General features: G+C 36.5%; 19 protein-coding genes and 1 pseudogene. 16 read left to right on the top strand and 4 right to left on the bottom strand.

Features of this window, described 5'->3' with window-relative positions; all coding sequences use genetic code 11:
* Window positions 1-212: 212 nt before the first annotated feature.
* Window positions 213-527, top strand: coding sequence for a hypothetical protein (locus HVS_RS12465; protein ID WP_101302865.1), 315 nt, complete (start codon window positions 213-215; stop codon window positions 525-527).
* A 51-nt stretch (window positions 528-578) separates the two neighbouring features.
* Window positions 579-1175 (top strand): hypothetical protein, encoded by a 597-nt coding sequence (locus tag HVS_RS16600; protein WP_159063456.1) that lies wholly within the window; start codon window positions 579-581, stop codon window positions 1173-1175.
* 141 nt (window positions 1176-1316) lie between these two features.
* On the opposite strand, the gene HVS_RS12455 is transcribed toward HVS_RS16600, so the two are convergent.
* Entirely contained in the window at window positions 1317-2357 is a 1041-nt protein-coding gene (locus HVS_RS12455; protein WP_235827437.1) for a sialate O-acetylesterase, read from the bottom strand.
* A 645-nt stretch (window positions 2358-3002) separates the two neighbouring features.
* Here HVS_RS12455 and HVS_RS12450 point away from each other — a divergent pair.
* Window positions 3003-3371, top strand: a complete 369-nt coding sequence (locus HVS_RS12450; protein WP_101302861.1) for a hypothetical protein — start codon at window positions 3003-3005, stop codon at window positions 3369-3371.
* Window positions 3372-3446: 75 nt separating this feature from the next.
* Here the strand turns inward: HVS_RS12450 and HVS_RS12445 are convergent, their stop codons facing one another.
* Window positions 3447-4046 (bottom strand): cupin domain-containing protein, encoded by a 600-nt coding sequence (locus HVS_RS12445; protein ID WP_101302859.1) that lies wholly within the window; start codon window positions 4044-4046, stop codon window positions 3447-3449.
* Between the two features lie 212 nt (window positions 4047-4258).
* Here HVS_RS12445 and HVS_RS12440 point away from each other — a divergent pair, with 212 nt between their 5' ends.
* The 5 genes and pseudogenes from HVS_RS12440 (at window position 4259) to HVS_RS12425 (ending at window position 11463) form a co-directional block, all read left to right on the top strand.
* Window positions 4259-6172, top strand: coding sequence for a stalk domain-containing protein (locus tag HVS_RS12440; RefSeq protein WP_101302857.1), 1914 nt, complete (start codon window positions 4259-4261; stop codon window positions 6170-6172).
* 76 nt (window positions 6173-6248) lie between these two features.
* Window positions 6249-8084 (top strand): glycoside hydrolase family 9 protein, encoded by a 1836-nt coding sequence (locus HVS_RS12435; protein WP_101302855.1) that lies wholly within the window; start codon window positions 6249-6251, stop codon window positions 8082-8084.
* 414 nt (window positions 8085-8498) lie between these two features.
* A pseudogene (locus tag HVS_RS17280) lies at window positions 8499-10214 on the top strand (glycosyl hydrolase family 8); the annotation flags it as partial.
* A gap of 9 nt (window positions 10215-10223) precedes the next feature.
* On the top strand, window positions 10224-10532 hold the full coding sequence (locus HVS_RS17770) for a dockerin type I repeat-containing protein (protein WP_423230883.1): 309 nt from the start codon (window positions 10224-10226) through the stop codon (window positions 10530-10532).
* Window positions 10533-10716: 184 nt separating this feature from the next.
* A complete protein-coding gene (locus HVS_RS12425) occupies window positions 10717-11463 on the top strand; it encodes a ZIP family metal transporter (protein WP_101302851.1) in 747 nt (248 codons plus the stop codon).
* Window positions 11464-11541: 78 nt separating this feature from the next.
* Here HVS_RS12425 and HVS_RS12420 read toward each other — a convergent pair whose 3' ends face one another.
* Entirely contained in the window at window positions 11542-12219 is a 678-nt protein-coding gene (locus HVS_RS12420) for a phosphoribosylaminoimidazolesuccinocarboxamide synthase (protein ID WP_101302849.1), read from the bottom strand.
* Between the two features lie 322 nt (window positions 12220-12541).
* Between HVS_RS12420 and alaS the strand changes: the two genes are divergently transcribed.
* Window positions 12542-15160 (top strand): alanine--tRNA ligase, encoded by a 2619-nt coding sequence (alaS, locus tag HVS_RS12415; protein WP_157942956.1) that lies wholly within the window; start codon window positions 12542-12544, stop codon window positions 15158-15160.
* A gap of 74 nt (window positions 15161-15234) precedes the next feature.
* Here alaS and HVS_RS12410 read toward each other — a convergent pair whose 3' ends face one another.
* On the bottom strand, window positions 15235-15993 hold the full coding sequence (locus tag HVS_RS12410; RefSeq protein WP_101302845.1) for a hypothetical protein: 759 nt from the start codon (window positions 15991-15993) through the stop codon (window positions 15235-15237).
* 646 nt (window positions 15994-16639) lie between these two features.
* Here HVS_RS12410 and HVS_RS12405 point away from each other — a divergent pair.
* The 7 genes from HVS_RS12405 to HVS_RS12375 all read left to right on the top strand — a co-directional run bounded on the left by HVS_RS12405 (window position 16640) and on the right by HVS_RS12375 (window position 23432).
* The gene (locus HVS_RS12405; RefSeq protein ID WP_242971562.1) at window positions 16640-17116 is read left to right on the top strand and encodes an ExeA family protein; all 477 of its coding nucleotides are present in this window, start codon (window positions 16640-16642) and stop codon (window positions 17114-17116) included.
* A gap of 761 nt (window positions 17117-17877) precedes the next feature.
* Window positions 17878-18096, top strand: a complete 219-nt coding sequence (locus tag HVS_RS12400; RefSeq protein WP_101302841.1) for a hypothetical protein — start codon at window positions 17878-17880, stop codon at window positions 18094-18096.
* Window positions 18097-18418: 322 nt separating this feature from the next.
* Window positions 18419-18913, top strand: a complete 495-nt coding sequence (gene nuoE, locus HVS_RS12395; protein WP_101302839.1) for an NADH-quinone oxidoreductase subunit NuoE — start codon at window positions 18419-18421, stop codon at window positions 18911-18913.
* Entirely contained in the window at window positions 18913-19479 is a 567-nt protein-coding gene (locus HVS_RS12390; RefSeq protein WP_101302837.1) for an ATP-binding protein, read from the top strand. Before nuoE ends, HVS_RS12390 begins: the two co-directional genes overlap by 1 nt.
* Window positions 19463-19834 carry a (2Fe-2S) ferredoxin domain-containing protein gene (locus HVS_RS12385; protein WP_101302834.1) on the top strand — a complete coding sequence of 124 codons (372 nt, stop codon included), beginning with the start codon at window positions 19463-19465 and terminating at the stop codon, window positions 19832-19834. Before HVS_RS12390 ends, HVS_RS12385 begins: the two co-directional genes overlap by 17 nt.
* A 30-nt stretch (window positions 19835-19864) precedes the next feature.
* Window positions 19865-21661 (top strand): NADH-quinone oxidoreductase subunit NuoF, encoded by a 1797-nt coding sequence (gene nuoF, locus HVS_RS12380; protein ID WP_101302831.1) that lies wholly within the window; start codon window positions 19865-19867, stop codon window positions 21659-21661.
* A 19-nt stretch (window positions 21662-21680) separates the two neighbouring features.
* A complete protein-coding gene (locus tag HVS_RS12375; RefSeq protein WP_101302829.1) occupies window positions 21681-23432 on the top strand; it encodes an NADH-dependent [FeFe] hydrogenase, group A6 in 1752 nt (583 codons plus the stop codon).
* The last annotated feature ends 92 nt before the right edge of the window (window positions 23433-23524 follow it).

Below are 23524 nucleotides of genomic sequence, written 5' to 3'. Positions count from 1 at the left end.
GGCTGGGATTGGAACCAGGGCGGCAATGATTGGAACCAAGGCGGCTGGGATTGGAACCAGGGCGGCAATGATTGGAACCAAGGTGGCTGGGATTGGAACCAGGGCGGCAATGATTGGAACCAAGGTGGCTGGGATTGAACCAGGGCGGCAATGACTGGAATCAAGGCGGCTGGGACTGGAACCAAGGCGGCTGGGATTAAACCAGGGCGGCAATGATTGGAACCAAGGTGGCTGGGACTGGAACCAGGGCGGCAATGATTGGAACCAAGGCGGCTGGGATTGGAACCAGGGCGGCAATGATTGGAACCAAGGTGGCTGGGATTGGAACCAGGGCGGCAATGACTGGAATCAAGGCGGCTGGGACTGGAACCAAGGCGGCTGGGATTGGAACCAGGGCGGCAATGATTGGAACCAAGGCGGCTGGGATTGGAACCAAGGAGGCAATGACTGGAACCAAGGCGGCTGGGATTGGAACCAAGGAGGCAATGACTGGAACCAAGCTGGGATTGGAACCAGGGAGGCAATGACTGGAACCAAGGCGGCTGGGATTGGAACCAGGAGGCAATGACTGAACCAAGGTGGCTGGGATTGGAACCAAGGCGGCTGGGATTGGAACCAAGGCTGGGATTGGAACCAGGGAGGCAATGACTGGAACCAAGGTGGCTGGGATTGGAACCAGGGCGGCAATGACTGGAACCAAGGTGGCTGGGATTGGAACCAAGGCGGCTGGGATTGGAACCAAGGCGGCTGGGATTGGAACCAGGGCGGCAATGACTGGAACCAAGGCGGCTGGGATTGGAACCAGGGCGGCAATGACTGGAACCAAGGCGGCTGGGATTGGAACCAGGGAGGCAATGATTGGAACCAAGGCGGCTGGGATTGGAACCAGGGCGGCAATGATTGGAACCAAGGCGGCTGGGATTGGAACCAAGGAGGCAATGACTGGAACCAAGGTGGCTGGGATTGGAACCAGGGAGGCAATGACTGGAATCAAGGCGGCTGGGACTGGAACCAAGGCGGCTGGGATTGGAACCAGGGAGGCAATGACTGGAACCAAGGTGGCTGGGATTGGAACCAGGGAGGCAATGACTGGAATCAAGGCGGCTGGGACTGGAACCAAGGCGGCTGGGATTGGAACCAAGGCTGGGGCTGGTAAATCTGAATTTAAAAGCTAATAGCCTGGAAATATAAAAAATACTACCCGGGAATAAACTTTCATTTCCTGGGTAGTATGTTCTACTGTGGTTTATAGATCTCAGATATAGACTTTAGAGTCTCAGATATAATTTTATATCTATAATTTTAAATTTACAAAATTACCATCCCAAAGCTTCAATCATTTTTTCTGCATATCTTTTACCTAAAATGACCTGTGAATCTCGGCTAAAATGAAGATTCCAGGTTGTATCAGAAGGATCTACAACCAGTCCGTTTGCAGATACCACATAACAATTGCTAATTATTGAAGGCAATTGATTTACTAAAGTGTTGTGACCGGCACAGTTTCCACTGTAGAGTAATTCACCTGCTATAAATGGTACACCTCCTATTCCTAAATCTTTTCTAAGGTCTTCTACCAAAGTCTTAACTTTGTGAGGCCAGCTAGGATCCCCATTATTTGACTCACCTTGATGGAATATAATACCTTTTATTACTCCACCACTTTGCTGTGCAATTCTTGCACGGTGAATAATCCAATCATACTTGCTGCCACCGGATTTCATGAAAGTTTCAATTCTTTCGCCACTAATAGCACATGGCACAAGACCAATGGTACCACCGTCTGGAACGTGCTCTATCATGGTTTTACCAAAATAGTCTCCAGGACCTAATGCATTGTTCCAGCTGTCATGCAGAGGCGGGCATGCTACATCCCATTCATCTTTCCTGCGCCCGGTGGCAGGATTATCGTCAAATCCTAGTACCAGCACACGCTCGTCTTTTACTTTGTCTTCAGGCAGGGCTTTCGGGTATCCAGCCATATTAGACTGACCTAGCAAAAGAAAAACGTGAAACTCAGGCTCAGGTGTAGCAGTAGGCGTTGGCTCTGGTTTGGAATTTTCAACAGGAAATTCAGAAATAATTTCAAGTATATATCTGTTTAATAAGCTATAATCATTTGAATTCACGTATCCATCACCGTTAAGATCAATAATTGATTCATCACTTACTCTTGAGACATCTAAAATATGTCTCATCATTAAAGTAGCATCTGAAGAGTTGATAACTCCGTCATAATTTGCGTCCCCATATAAGGGTGATGCAGTTGCAGGTATAGATGCTAATGGTGTAAAAAAAACAGCTGTCAATATAAATGTCAGTACCAATAAGAAGCCTTTAAAACCAAATGCTTTCACATGCAAATCCTCCTTTCAAAATATAATAATAAATAATATTATAAAAAACTGTACAAACAAACATAGTAAAGTTTTGTAGTATGCAATTTTTTATAGCCGGTATTTAAGTGTAGTGTATTGTTATTTAAATTATAGTAAGAAAAAACTTTAAAATTATATTATATGGGCGAAAAATATAGTTATAATTTTATGTCTGCCTATAACCCATTATGGGCTTGTTGGAAACATAAAGCAAGTCAAATTACTACTTTATTATATCAAAATCTTGCACTTTTCCTACTTGTTTTTTACAGCATTTAATTAGTCATTTATAACGAATATACGTCTATTTACATAACATAGTATTTCAAAAAATTACTTAAAAATGAAATAAAGTTTGACAAAATACTATTTTAATCATACAATATTTTCATGTGCAAAAAACATTAGTTAGTATAAATGCTGGTTAATGCAAATGAACTAATAAATTATTAATGATTATTAAATAAATATCAACCAATTGAAAATTTATTGCGAATTAATAATATGAATAATAATATGAGAAAATAAACAGAAAATTAAATAAATAGATAAATATATTTAAAATGTAAAATGTGTTAATAGTTAAAATTAAATATATAAAAATTTTTTTTAAGGAGGAATTCTATGGTGAAAAAGCTATTACCAAGTTTGACGGTGTTTGCCTTGTATGTTGCTTTCATTCTTGGAAGCACGACTTTGGCAGACAAGCTGGAAACAGGAAACCATGAGTTAAAAAGCAGCAATGATGTGGCAGAGGACAAAGAAACAGTTGAGAAAATTGCAGAAAGTGTAATAGAGGAAATTGCAGAAAATAACGTAGTGAATGAGAGTACAGAGCTTAGTTTGTTAGTGTTGGATTCAAATGTAAGGGTTTTTTGTTTTTCCAGTACAAAAGAAAACAGCTTAGAAATTATTGAACTTTGTCCTACTCCCTCAGGAAAGTATGAAATAAGGGTTAAAGATGCTAAAGTAATGAATAACACTAAAAAATAGAATTTTAAAGGTGGAGGAATTATAAAAACCTCCACCTTAAACTTTTTTAAAATTTTATATTTTATATAATTGTTATTAACAGTGTTTTTTTTCAGTGGTTTCTAATGCTTTTTTGTTTTTTTGCACCGTGCCGTATGGATGTTCAGGGGGCGCATATATAGAGTATAGTTTTAAAGGTTTTTTGCCTGTGTTAATTAAATTGTGCCACTTGCCGGCAGGTATGAGGATGACGTAGCCGTCACTAACTTTTTTTTGAAAATCCAGTTTGTCTTTGCAGTCTCCCATTTTAACAATTCCTTCACCTTCTTCGATGCGTATAAATTGATCATGGTCAGTGTGAACTTCTAATCCAATGTCGTCACCGGCATTAATACTCATTAAAGTTAGCTGCAGGTATTTTCCTGTCCAAAGGGCTGTGCGGAAATTCTTGTTTTGGTTGGCAGCCTTTTCAATATTGACCACAAAGGGATTGGAACCATAATCTTTTAACTCAATATAGTAATTATATTCTCCTTTGTAGTGTGAGAAAGAATAATTATGGGAGAGCTGGTTCCAAAAGTCCGGATTGTACATCATCATATTAGGCATGTAGGTGTAGGGACACAAATTATAAGGATTATACATTTGAAAACTCTGAGTGCATGGGTATGAAAAAAAATTATGCATATCCTTCATTCCTTTCATAAATTATCAATATTATTGTATGTTTTATGTAAGATTCATGTTCCACTGCCTTTTTTATAATATTGGCACTTTTTATTACATTGCCACTACAAAAAAAATAGACTATACTAAAACAATAGTAATATTATCTTAGGATACTTAGTGTTGACATATTCAAAGAAAATACAATAGAAAATGTAAATTAATAAAAACGGAGGATAAGTATGAGTATGAGAAAAATTATACTTTTAACAATAATAGTATCCCTTGTATTTACATCAACCTTGCCGGCTTATTCAGCAATTATGGTTAATCCCTTTTTTGCCATTAGCAGCAATTTAGAATACCAGGAGATAAAGGAAAACTTAAAAGACGGTCATCACATGTATTTCCAATGGGGGAGGCTTGCCAGAAATAACGAAGGTATAATCCAGTTTACAGATAAAATGTATTTTGGCATAAGCCCGTATGATAATAGGACTGAATATGGATTTCCAACTAAAATATCAGCCGGGGGACATTTTGAATACATAGTCCAGCCGGGGGATTCTCTTTTTTCAATATCAAGAAAGTTTGAAATTCCGCATTTTCTTATAGCAGAGTACAATGAATTGGAAGATTCCAATTTAATTAGTGCAGGTTCTTCTTTAAAAATTCCTAAAACAGAACCTGATTTAAGCAGCAAACATCATTATAAAGAGGCTTTTCCCAATGGAAAGGCACTGCTTTCAATTTATTTTGATGCCGAACAATATAAGGACAACAAAAATGCTGCAATTGAATTTTTAAATATGGACAATCATTCCTGGGACAAGTACATAATACAGCCAATAATTGATACAGTTAATAATTATCAGTTTGACGGGGTGGTTTTGGATTTTGAAGCCTTCAGGGATTCTTTTAACACCGGCTACTACAGCACTTCCCAAAGAACCGGTTTAAAAGAAAAATATAACAGTTTTATAAAAAGGTTAAAAGATGCCCTTAAGGATAAGCTGCTCATCGTAATTGTTCACCCCACTAATGTGGGTGGTTATTTTGACGGGTATGATATAGCCCAAATAGAGAAGATTTCTGATTATATTATTCTCATGGCATATGATTATCAATATGTCCAAAAATATACCGACAGTGAAAATGTACCTGCAGGACTTCATGGAAAAGTAAAGACAATAGAATCTTCATACAACAACCAGCCTTATGTACAGCCTTTTTGGAAAGTGGAAGAGGCGGTGGTAAAGCTTTTGGAAATAGTTGAAAATCCCCAAAATGTTCTTTTAGGAGTTAGTATAGTGGGAATGGAATGGGTTAAGTATAAAAGAAATGTGGGGGGAAAGGATTATTTCTATTATGAGCTTAACAGGCCGGAATTAAGTTCTATTGAAATGGCAGGTTCTAAAGAGGAATTCTTAGATGAGCCTGTAATATATAGAAAAATTGTACCTTCCAATAAAATATCTAATGAAAAAAGAAAAGAACTTATTAAAGATAACGGGGATGTGCTTGTTGAAATAGAGTATCATTTTGAGACTCCCGAGAGCCTTTATTTGAAATATTATAACATTGTAAAAAACTACAATCTTTCAGGTCTAACTGTCTGGAGACTGGGAAAGGGAAGCAGCAGGGTGTGGGAAGGTCTTTTGAAAATGTTTCCTCTTGATGAAGAATCCGATAATGAGAATAAGAATGAAAATGTTATTGATGAAAATAATGATAAAAACAATGAAGATAATGAGAATGACGACAAAAACGGTATTGAAATAATTTTAAAGATTGGTCAAAAATACATGACTGTTAATGGAGAAGTAAAAGAAATAGATCCGGGAAGGGACACAACACCTGTAATTATTAATGACAGGACTTTAGTGCCTATAAGGGCAATTATTGAATCCGTTGGCGGAGAGATTTTCTGGGATGGTGAGAAGAAAAAAGTAACCGTTGAATATAAAGACATTGAAATAGAAATGGTTATTGACTCTAAAGAAATGCTGGTAAATCAAAAAACCTTTATCAACGATGTTGCCCCTCAGATTATAAATGGAAGAACCTATATGCCATTGAGATTTTTGCTTGAAAACTTAGGGTTTAATGTAGAGTGGGACGGGGCAGAGAGGACAGTCAATATTTTCATTGATTGAGATATTAAAATATATTACAATTAAAATATAATATATAACATTAAGTAAAGAGAATTTTTGAAAGGATGGGGGAAAAATGTACAAAAAAAGGGTAGGTGCTTGGATTGTAAGTTTAGCTGTCATGTTAGCTGCAGTTATTTCCGGAGGGGGGATAAGCAGCGCTTCGGCACAATATGACTATGCAAGGGCACTTCAGTATTCTATGTTTTTCTATGATGCAAATATGTGTGGCACAGAGGTTTCAAATAATAGTCTATTAAGTTGGAGAGATAACTGTCATACTTACGATGCAAAACTTCCTTTAGATTCAACAAACACTAACATGTCAAGTGGTTTTATCAGCAGATACAGAAGCATATTAGACCCTGACGGGGATGGGACGGTTGACGTTGCCGGAGGGTTTCATGATGCCGGTGACCATGTGAAATTCGGAATGCCTCAGGTGTACAGTGCAGCTACACTGGGGTGGGGATTTTATGAATTTAGGGAGCAGTTTGAAGAGTTGGGACAAGATACTCACATGAAGAGAATTTTAAGGTATTTTAATGACTATTTTATGAAAGTTACATTCAGGGATTCTTCAGGCAAGGTAATTGCTCACTGCTATCAGGTTGGAGACGGGGATATAGACCATAACTACTGGAATGCACCTGAAGATGATACCATGTTTAGAAAAGGATGGTTTGCTACTGAAGAGCGGCCTTCCACAGACTGTATTTCAGGAGCGGCGGCTTCCCTTGCAATAAACTATATGAACTTTAAAGATGAAGATCCTCAATATGCTCAAAAGAGCCTTGATTATGCAAAAGCCCTATTTGACTTTGCTTACTCAAACAGAAAAGAAGTTAACAAAGATGGACCTGGAATGTACTATGATTCAACTGACTGGAAAGATGATTACTGCTGGGCTGCAGCTTGGCTTTACTTAGCAACTCAGGATGATTTTTACTTGGACGAAGCTTTTAAATATAATGACTATTATGCACCACCATGGTGGACACATTGCTGGAATAATGTGTGGGTTGGAACAGCTTGTATTTTAGCTGAAATAAACGACAAGTACGACAAAAACAGCAATAAGTTTGAAGACAGGTTTAAACAGCTTTCAGGCATGAACCAGTGGACTGAAGTAGATTTTTGGAGCCAGGTAAAATTATTGGGTGATAATTGGATGAGCGGGCAGGTTGCTAAAACCACGCCGGCAGGATATGCATTTTTAGACCGCTGGGGTTCTGCAAGGTACAATACAGCTACACAGCTTGCAGTTTTGGTATATGACAAACACACCAACGGTGACAGGCCGTCTAAATACAGTGAATGGGCAAGAGGACAGATGGACTACCTACTAGGTAAAAACCCTCTAAATCGTTCTTACATAGTGGGATACAGCAGTAATTCAGTAAAATTCCCTCACCACAGGGCAGCATCAGGTACAACCCATGCAGAAGACCCTTCACCGCACAAACATATACTGTACGGTGCGCTGGTTGGTGGTCCAGATCAAAGTGACAACCATGTAGACGTTACAAGTGATTATATTTATAATGAAGTTGCAATAGACTACAATGCTGCACTGGTTGGTGCATGTGCTGGGCTTTACAGATATTTTGGGAATTCATCTATGAGTGTTACACCAAATTTCCCGCCTGACGGAAGGGATTTAGGCGATGATAATGGCGGTGGCAATACTCCGGTGATTTTATACGGGGATTTAAATGGCGATGGAGTAGTTAACACAATAGATATAAGTTTATTGGGAAGATACATACTTGAAATAATTGATGGTTTCAGTGTTCCACTTGAAGCAGCAGATGTAAACGGGGATGGCGATATAAATACCCAGGATCACACACTTATGACAAGATATTTAATGGAATTGATAACAGAATTTCCGGTAGAAAGAAACAGATAAATACCGGGTGCACACTACATGAAATCAGGTACATACTGAATCTGGTATATACAGGATGAAATGTTGAAGTTAAAAATATCCCGCTGTAAAATAGCGGGATATTTTTTAGGTAATTTTGTAAAAAAAATTTTGAAAAGTTAGTTTTAATTTGATATAATAATAAAAGAGATTTTATATAATCAATATTTTTAGTTTTCGTCGCCGTTTTCTATCCTAATCCGTTTCAATACATTCATGTTTTCAATGCAATTACTCATTTAGTAATCTCATAGCATAAATAATATCATAGCAAATGAATTCAACTTGCTATTTTGGTATTGTTGTGTGAAAAATATGGTATTTTACATAAACTTACTGTACTTTTCACACAATTACTGAAAGGCAAGTAAAAAATAGAATTAAATTTAAGGAGGAATAAAATTGGTGAAACAACTAAAGAAGACAGGTACATTTTTATTGGTACTTGCAATGTTATTCACATCGTTTGCGGTATTAACCGGAAATGGTCTTACTGAGGTAAAAGCCTCATCATCCAAATTTCCCTACAACGCAACTTATAAATACGGGTTCAGCTCTCTTGCTGATGACCAGGCGGCGGCTAATGCAATGCTTTTAGCAGAGTGGGAAGACTGGAAAGCTACTTACGTAACATCTAGCGGTGCAGGAGGATTTAGAAGGGTACAAAGAGATGCAGGTTCAAATTTTGATACCGTATCAGAGGGTATGGGATATGGTATGATACTGGCTGTATATTTTGACGATCAAGCACTTTTTGATGATTTTTACAGCTACGTTAAATTATATCACAACGGAAATGGTCTTATGGGATGGCAAATTGACAGAAATGGAAACATAGTAGGACCCGGTGGAAAAGATTGTGCTACAGACGCAGATGAAGATATAGCCCTTGCATTGGTATTTGCCAGCAAGAAGTGGGGCTCCGGCAAATTTAACTATGGTGAAGAAGCAAAAAGGTTAATAAATAATTTATACAATTACTGTGTGGAACGTGGTACAAACGTATTAAAACCAGGAGATACATGGGGCGGTTCACAAGTAACCAATCCTTCTTATTTTGCACCTGCATGGTACAAAATATTTGCGCAGTTTACAGGAGATAACAGATGGAATAGCGTTGCAGACAAATGTTATGAAATAGTTGACAGCATCAACAGGCTAAACGGCGGTACAGGTCTTGTACCAGACTGGTGTACGGCACAGGGTACCCAGGCAAGTGGTATGGGATACAACTATACTTATGATGCAGCACGTTATCCTTGGAGAACTGCTATTGACTACTCATGGTTTGGGGATTCCAGGGCAAAGAAAAATTGTGACTTAATAGCTAATTTCTTTAAAAGACAAGGCGGTGCATCTGCTATAGTGGATGGATATACTATACAGGGTTCAAGAACAGGTCAATACCATAATGCTACTTTTATAGGTCCTATAGCCTCAGCAACAATGACCGGTTCAGATCTAAATTTTGCAAAAGAACTTTATAATGAAACAATAAATGTAAAAGACGGTGGGGATTATCACTACTATGGAAACTCATTAAGACTTATGACTTTATTATATTTAACCGGTAACTTCCCTAATCTTTTAGAAGATACCGGCGGATCAGGTCCATCAACGCCATATCCTACAACGACCCCTACATCATCACCAAAGCCAACGCCATCAACTCCTCCGACACAGGATGGGGAACTTCTCATTGACGATTTTGAAGGAGCTTTCACATGGATAACTTATGACGGGGAAGGCGCATCAGTTAGTGCAGCAAAAGGAGTAAGAGACGGCGGTGGAAGTGCAATGGATGTAAGCTACAGTGGTTCAGCTTCTGGATACTGGGGAGTATTAAAAGTTATGGTGGGTACCGATATATCAAAGGCAACAGGAATTTCCTTTGATATCAAAGGTACAGGCAATCAAATAAGACTTATGTTGGTAGAGGAAGGTTCAATTGCAGGTGAAGACGGGGAACAATGGGAATACGTAATAAGTCCTAGAAACAGCTGGACTACTCTTGAAATACCTATGAGCCAGTTTTCACCAAGATCAGACTGGCAGCCGCCGGGAGCAGACGGCAACAAGAGATTGGATTTAAATAAAATAATATCCATACATTTTGCAGGAATGAATGCAAATTCAGGTTCATTTATGGTGGACAATGTAAAAATTACCGGTCTTCCATCAACACAGCCAACACCGACACAATCACCTAAGCCGACACCACCAGGGTCATATGGTGATATTAACGGGGACGGCATAATCAATACCTCAGACTATGCACTTTTGAACAGACATATATTAGAAATACCTGTGCAAAATGCAAATCTTAACAATGCAGATTTAAATGGGGACGGAGTGGTAGATTCCCTTGATGCTACAATTTTAAGCAGATACCTTCTTGAAGTTATAGACAGATTCCCGGTTCAAAGATAAATTAAAAAGTTAATGTTAAAAAAGGAAAAGGGGCTTACAGCCCCTTTTTTAAGGCTTTTAAAAGCCTGTCTGCTATTTTAATTGTAATAAGGTATGTTTTAATATAAATAAAGTTGGTATAATTAAATTGGAAATATAATTTTTGTCTTTACTTCAGATAAAGTAAAAGGGGCTGAATACAATTATGGAAGCTTTACTTTATAGTTTTTTTGCCGGTACTTCAACGGTTTTAGGAGTTGTAGCATTATTTATAATAAAAAAACCAGGCAATAAACTTCTGTCTACACTTTTGGGTTTTGCCGGCGGTATTATGATGGCAATTTCCCTTTTTGAACTAATACCTGAGGCGATAGCTTTAGGTTCAATGACAAGTGCAGTTGTGGGAGTTGTACTTGGGGCGGCTATGATGCGGCTATTAGACACCATTGTTCCCCATTCCCACATGTCCGGTAAAGAAGACGTATCGGTGGAAAATCCAGAGAAATTCAAAGAACTGGAAAACTCAATGAAAAGAATGGGATATCTAATTTTATTTGGAATAGCCCTTCACAATATACCGGAGGGGCTTGCAATCGGGGCAGGCTTAGAAGCAAGTGCAAAATTAGGACTTTCCATTGCAATTGCAATTGCCCTTCATAATATACCGGAAGGTTTGGCTATAGCAGGACCTTTAAAGGCAGGAGGGGTTCCCATTGGCAAGATATTTTTATTTGTGCTTATTGCAGGTCTAATGACTCCTGTGGGAACTGCAATTGGAATGGCATTTTTGGCAATATCCCCTGTTTTTATAAGTGGTTCTTTAGCATTTGCAGCAGGAGCCATGATTTATATTGTCAATGACGAGCTTGTACCGCAGGCAAATGATATGCACAATCACCTTGCAAATGTGGGGTTGATATTGGGAATTTTAGTTGGGCTTGCAATTTTTTAATTTAAATAATAAACCCCGAATAATAGCCCTAAAGGCAGAAATGATGAAATCCAAGCCTTTAGGGCTTTATAAAAAACATTACTGCAGCAGTAGTTTTTCTAAAAGAAGAGGTTCAATATATTTCCCGTCTTTATACACTCTCATATTTCCACCTGATATTTCATCAATTAATACAATTTCACCATTTACTTTTCCAAACTCCAGTTTTATATCATACAATTCTAAATTCTTTTTGGCCAATTCTTCTTTAACTATATTAGAAATTTTAACAGTTAAATCCTTTAACTTTGCATATTCTTCCCTGGTTACTATATTGAGCATATGGAGGGCATCTTCGCTTATTGGTGGATCTCCCCTTTGGTCATCTTTGAGGGTTACCTCTACAAATGCATCTAAATCCTGTCCTTCCTTTGCATACATTCCATAACGGCGCAAAAAACTTCCTACAGCCTTGTAGCGGCAGATAACTTCTAACCCGTTTCCAAACATAGCTGCAGGTTTTACAGTCATTGTAGCCTCTTCAATATTTGCGTCAATAAAGTGGGTAGGTATGTTTTTTTCCTCTAATATTTCAAAAAACATTTTTGTCAGCTTAAGGCTGGATTTACCAGCACCATCTATAGTCAGTCCAACGGTGTTGGCACCTGGATCAAATTTTCCATCCGTTCCTGTCATATCATCTTTGAATTTTAAAATATAATTTCCGTCTTCCAATTGGTAAACGTCTTTTGTTTTGCCCTTATAAAGTAATTTCATTTCTTCACCTTCTTTTAAAAATAATAGGATATTCAAAAACAATAATAAATATTATTAAAAATAATAGTATAATACATAAAAATAGTATACAATAATATGGTACCACTAGCAATAAAAAATTAAGTTTTACATATACATTAATTGGTGTTTTATTTACAGCAGCCCCTTAGGTGTGGTATTATATTTATTATTACAGACATGATATTTATTTTAATTGTATCAGATGGACTATGCCAGAAAATTATATTAGAAAATTAAAAGATTACAAAAAATTATAAAAAATAATATTAAAAGATGATTATTATAGATGGAGGAATTAGAAATGCTTAAGATAACAAGCAAGGAAATAAGAGAAATTTTCCTGAATTTTTTTGTAAATAAAAAACACTTAAAAATACCGTGTTCCTCAATAATACCAACCAACGACCCGACATTATTGTTCATAAATTCAGGGATGGCTCCTTTGAAAAAATATTTTACCGGGGAAGCCCAGCCACCAAATTCAGATTTGTGCAATATCCAGCCGTGTATCAGGACAATTGATATTGAAGAAGTAGGGGACAGGCATCATTTGACTAGCTTTGAAATGCTGGGCAGCTGGTCTATAAACAACTATTTTAAAGAAAAAGCTATTGCTTTGGCCTTTGAGCTTTTGGTGGAAGGATTTAAAATTCCTAAAGAAAAGCTATACGTCACAGTTTTTGAAGGATGTGAAAAATTAAATCTTTCCCCTGATTATGAGTCTGCTAGAGCTTGGGAAAAGCTTGGTATTCCTAAAAGCCACATAGTATTTCAACCATTTGAAGATAATTTTTGGGGACCGGCTGGTGAAACAGGACCATGCGGACCTTGTACAGAAGTTTTTTATGATACCGGTGATGAGCATGGGGAAGCGTATGTTGAAGGGGGCTATTTTGACACTAAAAACAGATATATTGAGATTTGGAATGCAGGGGTTTTTATGCAGTTTAATAAAAACTTAGACGGTACTTACACCCCGCTGAAATTTAAAAGTGTGGATACAGGAGCAGGCCTTGAAAGGCTGACAATGGTTTTAAACGGACTTGATTCTGTTTATGAAACAGATTTATTAAAACCTATTATGGATGAAATTGCCCTGCAGTCAAAAGGCAATTTAAGCCAGAAAGCTATGCGGATTATAGCTGACCATTTAAGGACAACTTCATTTATTCTTTCTGAAGGTATAAAGCCTTCCAATGACGGAAGAGGATACATACCAAGACGCCTTATCAGAAAATGTGCTGCACTGACATTAAAGGCCAAGGTGGAGGAATTCGATTTTGTTTCTGTTTTAGAAAAGGTAATTGGACAGTACAGTGATTTTTATACACATTTTAAACAAAATAAAGAAGATATAATAAACACATTTGAAAATGAAAGAACACATTTCCAGCAAGTGTTAAAAGACGGTTTTAAAAGACTGGAAAAAATAACTGGCAAGGAAAGCTTTGAAATTAGTGGAAAGGATGCTTTTATACTGGTGTCCACATATGGAATACCAATAGAACTGATACAAGAGTATGCTGAAGAAAAAGGTGGAAATGTAAATATAGATGAGTATAAAGAAGAATTTAAAAAGCATCAGGAGATTTCAAAAAGCCCTTCATCAGGCGGTGGAAAAGAAGGGGGAGGAATAGACTTGAAAGAATTGGAAGGTGTTCTGAAGGATATTCCACAAACACAGTTTAAAGGTTATGAAGTATATGAGTGTGAAGGGACTGTGCTTAGAATAATTAAAAATGGTGAAAAGACAGACAGTGTCAAATCCGGGGACAAGGCACTGATAATAACTGACCGGACTCCTTTTTATGCAGAAAGCGGCGGGCAAGTCCCGGACATTGGCGAGTTTATAACTCCTGATGGAAAAGCAGATGTTTTGGATGTACAAAAAGATGATAACGGTGTTTTCGTACATTTAGTTGTTGTAAAAGAGGGAATTTTAAGAGTAAATTCAACTGTAGAAATGAAAATAGACAAGGAGAGAAGATTAAAAATACAGGCAAACCACTCTAGTGTACATCTTCTCCAGAGTGCTTTGAGAAAACTTTTAGGTAATACTATAAGTCAGACTGGATCTTTAGTTGAAGAAGACAGGCTAAGATTTGATTTTCAGTATGATGACAGGATGACAGAAGAAGAAATTGAACAGGTTGAGAAGCAGGTTAATAAATATATACAAATGAACATTCCTCTTACAACTGAAATTACAACATTGAACGATGCTATTCAAAAAGGTGTTTTGGCATTTTTTGGTGACAAATACGGGGACAGTGTAAGGGTTGTACAGTTTGGGGAAATATCAAAGGAACTTTGCGGAGGTACCCACACCAGTGCAACCGGTAACATCGGATGTTTTAAAATTCTCTCAGAAGGCAGTGTTGGAAGGGGAATCAGGAGAATTACGGCTGTTACAGGTAATACAGCAATAGAATATACACAAAACCAAATAAAAATATTAAAAGAAGTTGCATCAAAGCTAAGGGTTTCACCAGAGAATGTTGCATCAAAGCTTGATACTTTGCTAAAAGCACCTAAGAAGAAAGATACTATAGAATTTAAACCATTAGACAAGTCAGATATACAAGAGAACACAAAGACATCCGGAAGTGGGCAGAAATATTTTGTAAAGATATTTGACGGGTTTTCAGATGAAATCCGGGATGAGGCAATAAGAATTTCAGAAATTATAAAGGGAATAGTGTGCTTTATATGTAAAGTAGAAGATAAATTAAGGGTTATTGTAGCAGTGGACAAACCTCTTTCAAAAAAATACAACGCCAACCTGGTAATTAAAAATGCTTTAAAACATATTGACGGAAAAGGTGGAGGTAAGCCGCATCTGGCACTGGGTGGTGGTGTCTACACTGAAAACTATAAAAATATTATAGAAGAATTTGATAAAATTATCGACAGCATATAAAATTAAAAAAGAGGCAAAAGCCAGATAGCTTTGCCTCTTTTTTTAATTAAAACATTACTTTTTTAACATAAATATTACTCTGTCTCCAAAGGAACAATTATGCCTTTGTTTATGTATTCTATATAGTTATCCCTGACTTCAAACACATGACGTAATTCATTGTCTGGAGAATCGACTATTACAAATGTATATCTTCTATACCCGTCAACTTCCTTTATATGTACTGTAGATGGCTGGTAGATTAGAACCAAGCTTAAAGTGTTTATTCTTGTAATTCCGGGAAGTTCCTTATAGATATTGACAAGCTTTTGATTGCTTAAAACATCATTAAAAATCAGCGTAACATTTTTATTATAGATTTTAATTAACTGTACACCGTATATTTTGTTTAAGTCATCCCATTCATTATATTCCCCGGCTATAACTTTCTCTAATGTTTCTTCATTAAAGTTTATTAGAAGATTAGCATTATAGTATTTATTATAATTAAAATGATAAGTTTCTTTAAGTTGAGGTATATCAGCTCCAAAAATTTCTCTTATGGCAGAAAGCTCCCCAGAAATTTTCTCAACTAAATCCTCAGGTGGAAAAATTTCATCAGTTAAATACAGTGCTAAATGTTTTGCTTCTGCTTCTTCAATTGAAAAGTCGTCAACAGAACGGCCTAAGCAATCAACAAAGAATTCAGGGATGTAATAAGAATTAACAGTCTGGTCTAATAAACTAAAATCCATTTCATCAATAATTTCATCTTTATTAATATCTGCAATTAGTTTTGTAAGGGGTAAAAGGTCATCTAAGCTTCTTGAAAGTATGTCTTTTAAAATTTGCACATCTTCATTTGAGTATTCTTTATCACATGTAAAATCTCCAATGTTGTACCCAACATAATTTTCATTGGAAGGTAATTTATCAATAAGTTCTAATACATATCTTTGTAGTAATACAAGGTCTACTGAAGTAAATATTTCATCATTGTTTAATGTAGATTTTCATTTTAATTTAGGTAAATCTACCCTTATTTTATCACATTAAAATAGGTGAAAAAAATTTTTAACCCTACCGCAATTTGAAAAAATATTTTCACTCGCTATATATGTCCTCTATGTGGATGCACCATATCATATATTCCTAACTTTTGTTTACCCGGATTTATTAATGCAATAAATCATATTTTTGAATACATATATAATTTATTTTATCGTAAAGGTAGTATTAATTCAGTTATAAAACAACTAAATCTAAAAAACAACGTACAGTTTTCAAGGCAAATTCTATACTATTACAGAAAAAAATTCATTAAAAATCTCAATACAATACAAAATGGATTAAGACAAATAATACACAAAGTGAAATTACCGGATGAAACTCTTGGAAACACAGAAAAAGCAAGAAACGTTTTAGCAATAGTAGTAAGAGAATTCCCCAACATTCAACTATTCTCTCAAAAATACTATCAAGCTACCGCCAAAACATTTCTTGAAACAAGCAATAATGTCTTTGTACTATAATCAAAAAATTACTCCGGTTATTATCCTTGACGAGGTACAGATGATGTCAAACAGCATACTTGAAGAATTAAGGCTTTTATTTAACTTTAAAATGGACTCTGAAAATCCTTTTATATTAATATTGTCGGGGCAATCGCAAATCAGGAACAAATTACAGTTAGCGGTAAATGCACCTTTAAAGCAGCGTATAGCCGTAAAATACGTAATGCAGGGGTTAAAGCCTGAGGAACTTTCAGACTATATTTTTACAAGGCTAAAGTCTGCCGGTTTACATGAAAATATATTTACCCAGGCTGCAATTGAAGCTATTTATTCTGCATCAAAAGGCGTACCCCGCCTTGTTAACAGTCTTGCAACCTCAAGCCTTATGTATGCTTGTTCAATAAAGCAAAAGCATGTAGATGAAGAAATCGTATACCAAGGACAAAAAGACTTTGATATCTAAAATACTTTTATCTTTAACCGGTAGCCTTAGTACAACGGTTATAAACCGTTTAAGTAATAAATGTTGTAAACTTATTGAATTTATACTTAAAAGTTTTCTATTATCAATATTTTGATTAAAATTTTAAGAGCAGTTAATCTGCTCATTTTTATTATACAAATTTGAAAGTGTTATGCAATACTTATTTTTCCAAATTTTATTTTGAATCCTACTGGAATTTGAAAATTTGATTATCGCGTTCCTATTTTAATTTGAAAATATTCACTAATTTGTGGTAAAATTGACCTAAAATAATTTGAAAATATTATCTAATTTAATTTGAAAATTTACAGTAAGCCTTTTATCACATAGCATGAATGACCCCAAGTAACTGGTAATATAATATGAAGTATTTTAGTTTTAGCAAGTCACTATAATAACATTTGAGGGTAATAATTCTACGTACAATGGGCAGAGCCGGCTTATAACTCTCCTGTATCTTGGGCTGACCGGTTACCGGGACGGTATTTGCATACAACAAAAGAAGAAGTGGCATTATTTGTTGAACAACGGAGGATTATATGGTAAGAAGAATGGAGATAGTAGGTGAGGATTATTAAGTATATGCATATAACAGGGAAACTAAAGAAGTAAAACTTTATTATGCAGCACTGGAAGATGAGGATGACATAAGATATACTCCAATACCGGCACTAAAATGGGATGAATTTTTAATTGACGTTGTTTATTTTAATGATGAAGGCGGCTGCGGATGGCCCAGTATGGGCAGCAGATTTATTATGTGGACTACCAGTGGAAAAGCTTACGCCTACGACAGAAAAAAGGATTATATAGTAAAGATGTCTGATGAGTATAAAAACTATGCAAAATTTACAAACAACAATTATATTGTATGGATAACGCCAACGGAAGAAGAAAAGCGGGAAAACGCACCAACAATTTCTATGTTAAATATTGTTGAAATTGATGACATTCCTTAAAAAGTGAAATAATTTATAAATGTGAAATGCAAAACTAAAACGGGATGTGATTTAGTCACTCCTGTTTTTATTTTTTAATTTTGAACTAACATACTAAAACAGCATAAAGGATATTGTATACAATCCGCCTATTATTTTAAATACACATAAAACCTTGCAAATGCTTAAATACCGATATGTTAAATTATTTGGAAGTTAAACAATATTGATAAAATGTATTGAATGTTTTGCGTATATTTGTTATAATAAGCAGGGTTATTGTTAAAATGTTAACATACAATTTTTGAAAACAAAACTATCGTCTGTTAGGGGGTTATTGGAAATGAGCACAAATAATTGCTGCTGCTGTGGCGCTAAAGATGTAAGAGATGAAAAGCTCCAGGAAATTATTGAAAAGTATAAGGATACTAAAGGGGCTTTAGTTCCGGTACTTCATGAGGCACAAGAATTGTACGGGTATCTGCCAATTGAAGTTCAAAAAAAGATCTCAGAAGGTCTTGGAGTTTCACTTTCTGAAATTTACGGAGTAGTAACATTTTACACACAGTTTTATTTAAATCCAAAAGGAAAATACAAAATTAATATTTGTATGGGAACAGCTTGTTATGTAAAGGGAGCAGGACAGATTCTGGACAAATTCAAAGAACTGCTAGGTATTGATGTAGATGAATGCACAGAAGACGGGATGTTTTCTTTAGAAGCTTGCAGATGTATAGGAGCATGCGGATTAGCACCTGTTATAACAATTAATGATGATGTTTATGGAAGACTTGTACCAGAAGATGTTGAGGGAATTATTAAGAAGTATAAAGAATAATGAGGGACTTATCTTTACACATAATGGACATAGTACAAAACTCACTTTCTGCAAAAGCAGATAAAATTGATATAACAATATGTGCCCATACAGATGCTGACTTATTGGAGATAAAAATAAAAGATAACGGCGTTGGAATGGATGAAGAGTTTTTAAAAGACGTGAAAAATCCTTTTAAAACAACCAGAACAACCAGGAAAGTGGGGCTTGGTATTTCCCTCTTTGAAGCATCTGCAAAAAATGCTGACGGGGAACTTATTATAGATTCTAAAAAAAATGTGGGCACAGAAGTTATAGCTTATTTTAGAATATCTCATATTGACAGATTACCTTTGGGGAATGTAGCTGAAACTTTGACAACTCTTATAATGGCACAACCTCATATTGAATACAATCTGATAATTGACAATAAAAAAAAGCAGTTTGAATTTAGTACACTTGACATAAAAAAGACCCTTAAAGATGTGCCTATTACCCAGTTTGAAGTGATAAAGTGGATAGGCGAGTATGTAAATGAAGGAATAAAGACTATTTTTGGAGGTGTATTGGATGAAATCCATAGCTGAATTAGAAGAGATAAGAAAAAAGACTTTAGAACAGATTAATTTAAGAACAGCAGAAAAGGAAATGAGAATTGTAGTAGGTATGGCTACATGCGGTATTGCTGCGGGTGCAAGACCTGTGATGAACGCTTTTATCAGTGAACTTTCTAAAAGAAATATAAATAATGTGTCTGTAACAATGACAGGTTGCATAGGAACATGCAGGCTTGAGCCTATTGTTGAAGTAATAGACAAAGAAGGAAATAAAGTAACTTATGTAAATATGACTCCTGAAAAGGCAGTACGTGTTGTTGCAGAACATATTGTAAACGGAAGAGTATGTATTGATTACACAATTGGAGAAGCAGAAAAAGAATAATGTGTTTTATTTTGTAAAGGAGGGTTCAAAATGCAATTATATAGATCACACGTTTTGGTTTGTGGCGGAACAGGTTGTACGGCTTCAGATTCTGTCAAAATCATAGAAGAACTGGAAGTGCGGATAAAAGAATTCAACCTTCAGGAAGAAGTTAAAGTGGTAAAAACAGGTTGTTTTGGACTTTGTGCAGAAGGTCCCATTATGGTAGTGTATCCTGAAGGTGCAATGTATACAATGGTCAAAGTTGAAGATGTGAAGGAAATAGTTGAAGAGCACTTATTAAAGGGAAGGATTGTAAAAAGACTTCTTCAGGGTGCAAAGGCTGAAGAAGATGCATCTATAGAAAAATCTGACTTTTTCAAAAAGCAGATGAGAGTTGCACTTAGGAATTGCGGTGTAATAAATCCTGAGAATATAGATGAATATATTGCTTTTGACGGTTATAAAGCTTTAGCAAAAGTTTTGACTGAAATGAAACCGGAAGAAGTTATTGAAACTATAAAGAAATCCAATTTAAGAGGAAGGGGCGGCGGAGGCTTCCCTACAGGACTAAAATGGGAGTTTGCAGCAAGGCAGGAAAGCGACCAGAAATATGTTTGCTGTAATGCTGACGAAGGGGACCCGGGAGCGTTTATGGACAGGAGTATATTAGAGGGAGACCCTCACAGTGTTATTGAAGCAATGGCCATCGCTGGTTATGCCATAGGTGCAAATCAGGGGTATATTTATGTAAGAGCTGAATACCCTATTGCTGTAAATAGGCTTAATATCGCCATTAAAGCTGCAAAAGAGTATGGACTTTTAGGAAAGAATATATTTGGCACCGGTTTTGATTTTGATTTAGAGATAAGGCTTGGGGCAGGAGCTTTTGTGTGCGGTGAAGAGACTGCTCTTATGACTTCTATAGAAGGAAACAGGGGAGAGCCAAGACCAAGACCTCCATTTCCTGCAGTAAAAGGTTTGTGGGGCAAACCAACTATATTAAACAATGTTGAGACTTATGCAAATATCCCGCAAATTATTTTAAAAGGACCTGAATGGTTTAACAGTATAGGTACAGAAAAAAGTAAGGGTACCAAGGTATTTGCTATAGGCGGAAAAATTAACAATACCGGTTTGGTTGAAATTCCAATGGGAACTACACTGAGGGAAGTTGTATATGAAATCGGAGGGGGAATCCCTGGGGGTAAAAAGTTTAAAGCAGCGCAGACAGGTGGACCTTCTGGAGGATGTATTCCGGCAGAACATATCGATGCACCCATTGATTATGATTCATTAATCCAACTAGGTTCTATGATGGGTTCAGGTGGACTTATCGTAATGGATGAAGATACCTGTATGGTAGACATTGCGAAATTCTTCCTGGAGTTTACTGTTGATGAATCCTGCGGAAAATGCCCGCCATGCCGTATAGGTACCAAGAGAATGTATGAAATATTAGAGCGTATCATAGATGGAAAAGGTGAAGAAGAAGATATAGAAAAACTAGAAGTGCTTGCTAAAAATATAAAAGCTTCAGCCCTTTGCGGACTGGGACAAACAGCTCCAAACCCTGTTCTTAGCACATTGAGATATTTCAGGGACGAATACATTGCTCACGTTAGGGACAAGAAATGTCCGGCAGGAGTATGTAAATCAATGATGAAGTATGTCATTAATAATGAAATATGTAAGAGCTGTGGTATATGTGCAAAACAATGTCCGGTTTCAGCAATAAGTGGAGACAGGAAAACACAAACACCTTATGTTATAGATCAGGAGAAATGTATAAAATGTGGTGTTTGTATGGAAAAATGTCCGTTCAAGGCTATCTTTAAGAATGTTTAGTGAAAGGAGAGGTTTTAGAATGCAAATGGTGAACATTACGATAGATAACCAGAAGTTGCAAGTGCCAGCTAATTACACTATTTTAGAAGCTGCAAGAGAAGCGAATATAGAAATACCTACCCTTTGTTATTTAAAAGATATAAATGAAATAGGTGCTTGCAGAATGTGTGTGGTGGAAGTAAAAGGGGCAAGAAGCCTTCAGGCTGCATGCGTGTATCCTGTTTCAGAAGGATTGGAAATATATACTCAGTCTCCAGCAGTAAGGGAAGCTAGAAAAGTTACACTGGAACTGATTTTATCAAACCATGATAAAAAATGCTTAACATGTGTAAGAAACGGGAACTGCGAACTTCAAAAATTATCTGAAGACCTTAACATTAAAGATATTAGATTTGAAGGGGAAAGCGGCAACTATTCCCTTGATAACTTTTCACCATCAATTGTAAGAGACCCAAATAAATGCGTATTGTGCAGACGCTGTGTAAGCATGTGCAAAAACATACAGAAAGTTTCTGTTATAGATACAAATGAAAGAGGATTTAAGACAATAGTTGCTCCGGCATTTAACAAATCATTAAATGAAGTTCCATGTACTATGTGTGGACAATGTATTAATGTATGTCCGGTTGGAGCTCTTAAGGAAAAAGAAGATATTGACAGGGTATGGGAAGCTTTAGACAATCCGGAACTGCATGTCGTAGTTCAGACAGCTCCGGCAGTAAGGGTTGCTCTTGGAGAGGAATTTGGAATGCCAATTGGTTCCAGGGTTACAAGCAATATGGTTGCAGCTTTGAAACGCTTAGGATTTGACAAAGTGTTTGACACAGACACTGCAGCTGATTTGACTATAATGGAAGAGGGAACAGAATTAATTGACAGAATTAAAAACGGAGGAAAATTGCCTCTCATAACTTCCTGCAGCCCAGGATGGATAAAGTTCTGTGAGCATACCTATCCTGAGTTTATAGAAAATCTTTCAAGCTGCAAGTCACCGCATGAGATGTTTGGTGCAGTGTTAAAGTCTTACTATGCAGAGAAGGAAGGAATTGATCCTTCTAAAGTATTTGTTGTATCAGTTATGCCATGTACTGCAAAGAAATTTGAAGCTCAAAGACCTGAACTTGCTTCTACTGGATTTCCTGATGTAGACGCAGTTTTAACTACAAGGGAGCTTGCAAGAATGATAAAAGAGGCTGGAATTGATTTTAAACAGCTTCCGGAAGAAAACTTTGACGACCCAATGGGTGAAGCTACAGGTGCAGGGGTTATATTTGGTGCTACAGGAGGCGTTATGGAAGCGGCTCTTAGAACTGTGGCAGAAATCCTGACAGGTAAGTCCATTGAAGATATTGAGTACAATGAGGTAAGAGGTGTAGAGGGAATTAAGGAAGCTACCATTGAAGTGGCAGACCTTAAACTAAAAGCTGCTGTTGCTCATGGGCTTGGCAATGCAAGAAAGCTTCTTGACAAAATTAAAGCCGGAGAGGCAGAGTACCACTTTGTTGAAATAATGGCATGTCCAGGCGGATGTGTTAACGGTGGAGGACAGCCTATACAGCCTTCAAGTGTAAGAAGCTGGACTGACCTAAGGGTTGAAAGGGCTAAGGCAATATATGAAGAAGACAGAGCTTTGCCTATTAGAAAGTCCCATGAAAATCCAAAGGTAAAAATGCTGTATGATGAATATTTCGGAGAGCCTGGCAGTGAAAAAGCACACAAACTCCTACACACACATTATGAAAAGAGAGAGAATTATCCGTTGGATAAATAAAAATTCAAATAAAATTCCAATTTAATAAATATAAAGAACGGTAAATTTAAGGTGGGGTTTTTACTTCACCTTAAATTTTTATTATTACCATC

Source organism: Acetivibrio saccincola (assembly GCF_002844395.1).
GTDB lineage: Bacteria > Bacillota > Clostridia > Acetivibrionales > Acetivibrionaceae > Herbivorax > Herbivorax saccincola.
This window is presented reverse-complemented; position numbering and strand designations above follow the sequence as displayed.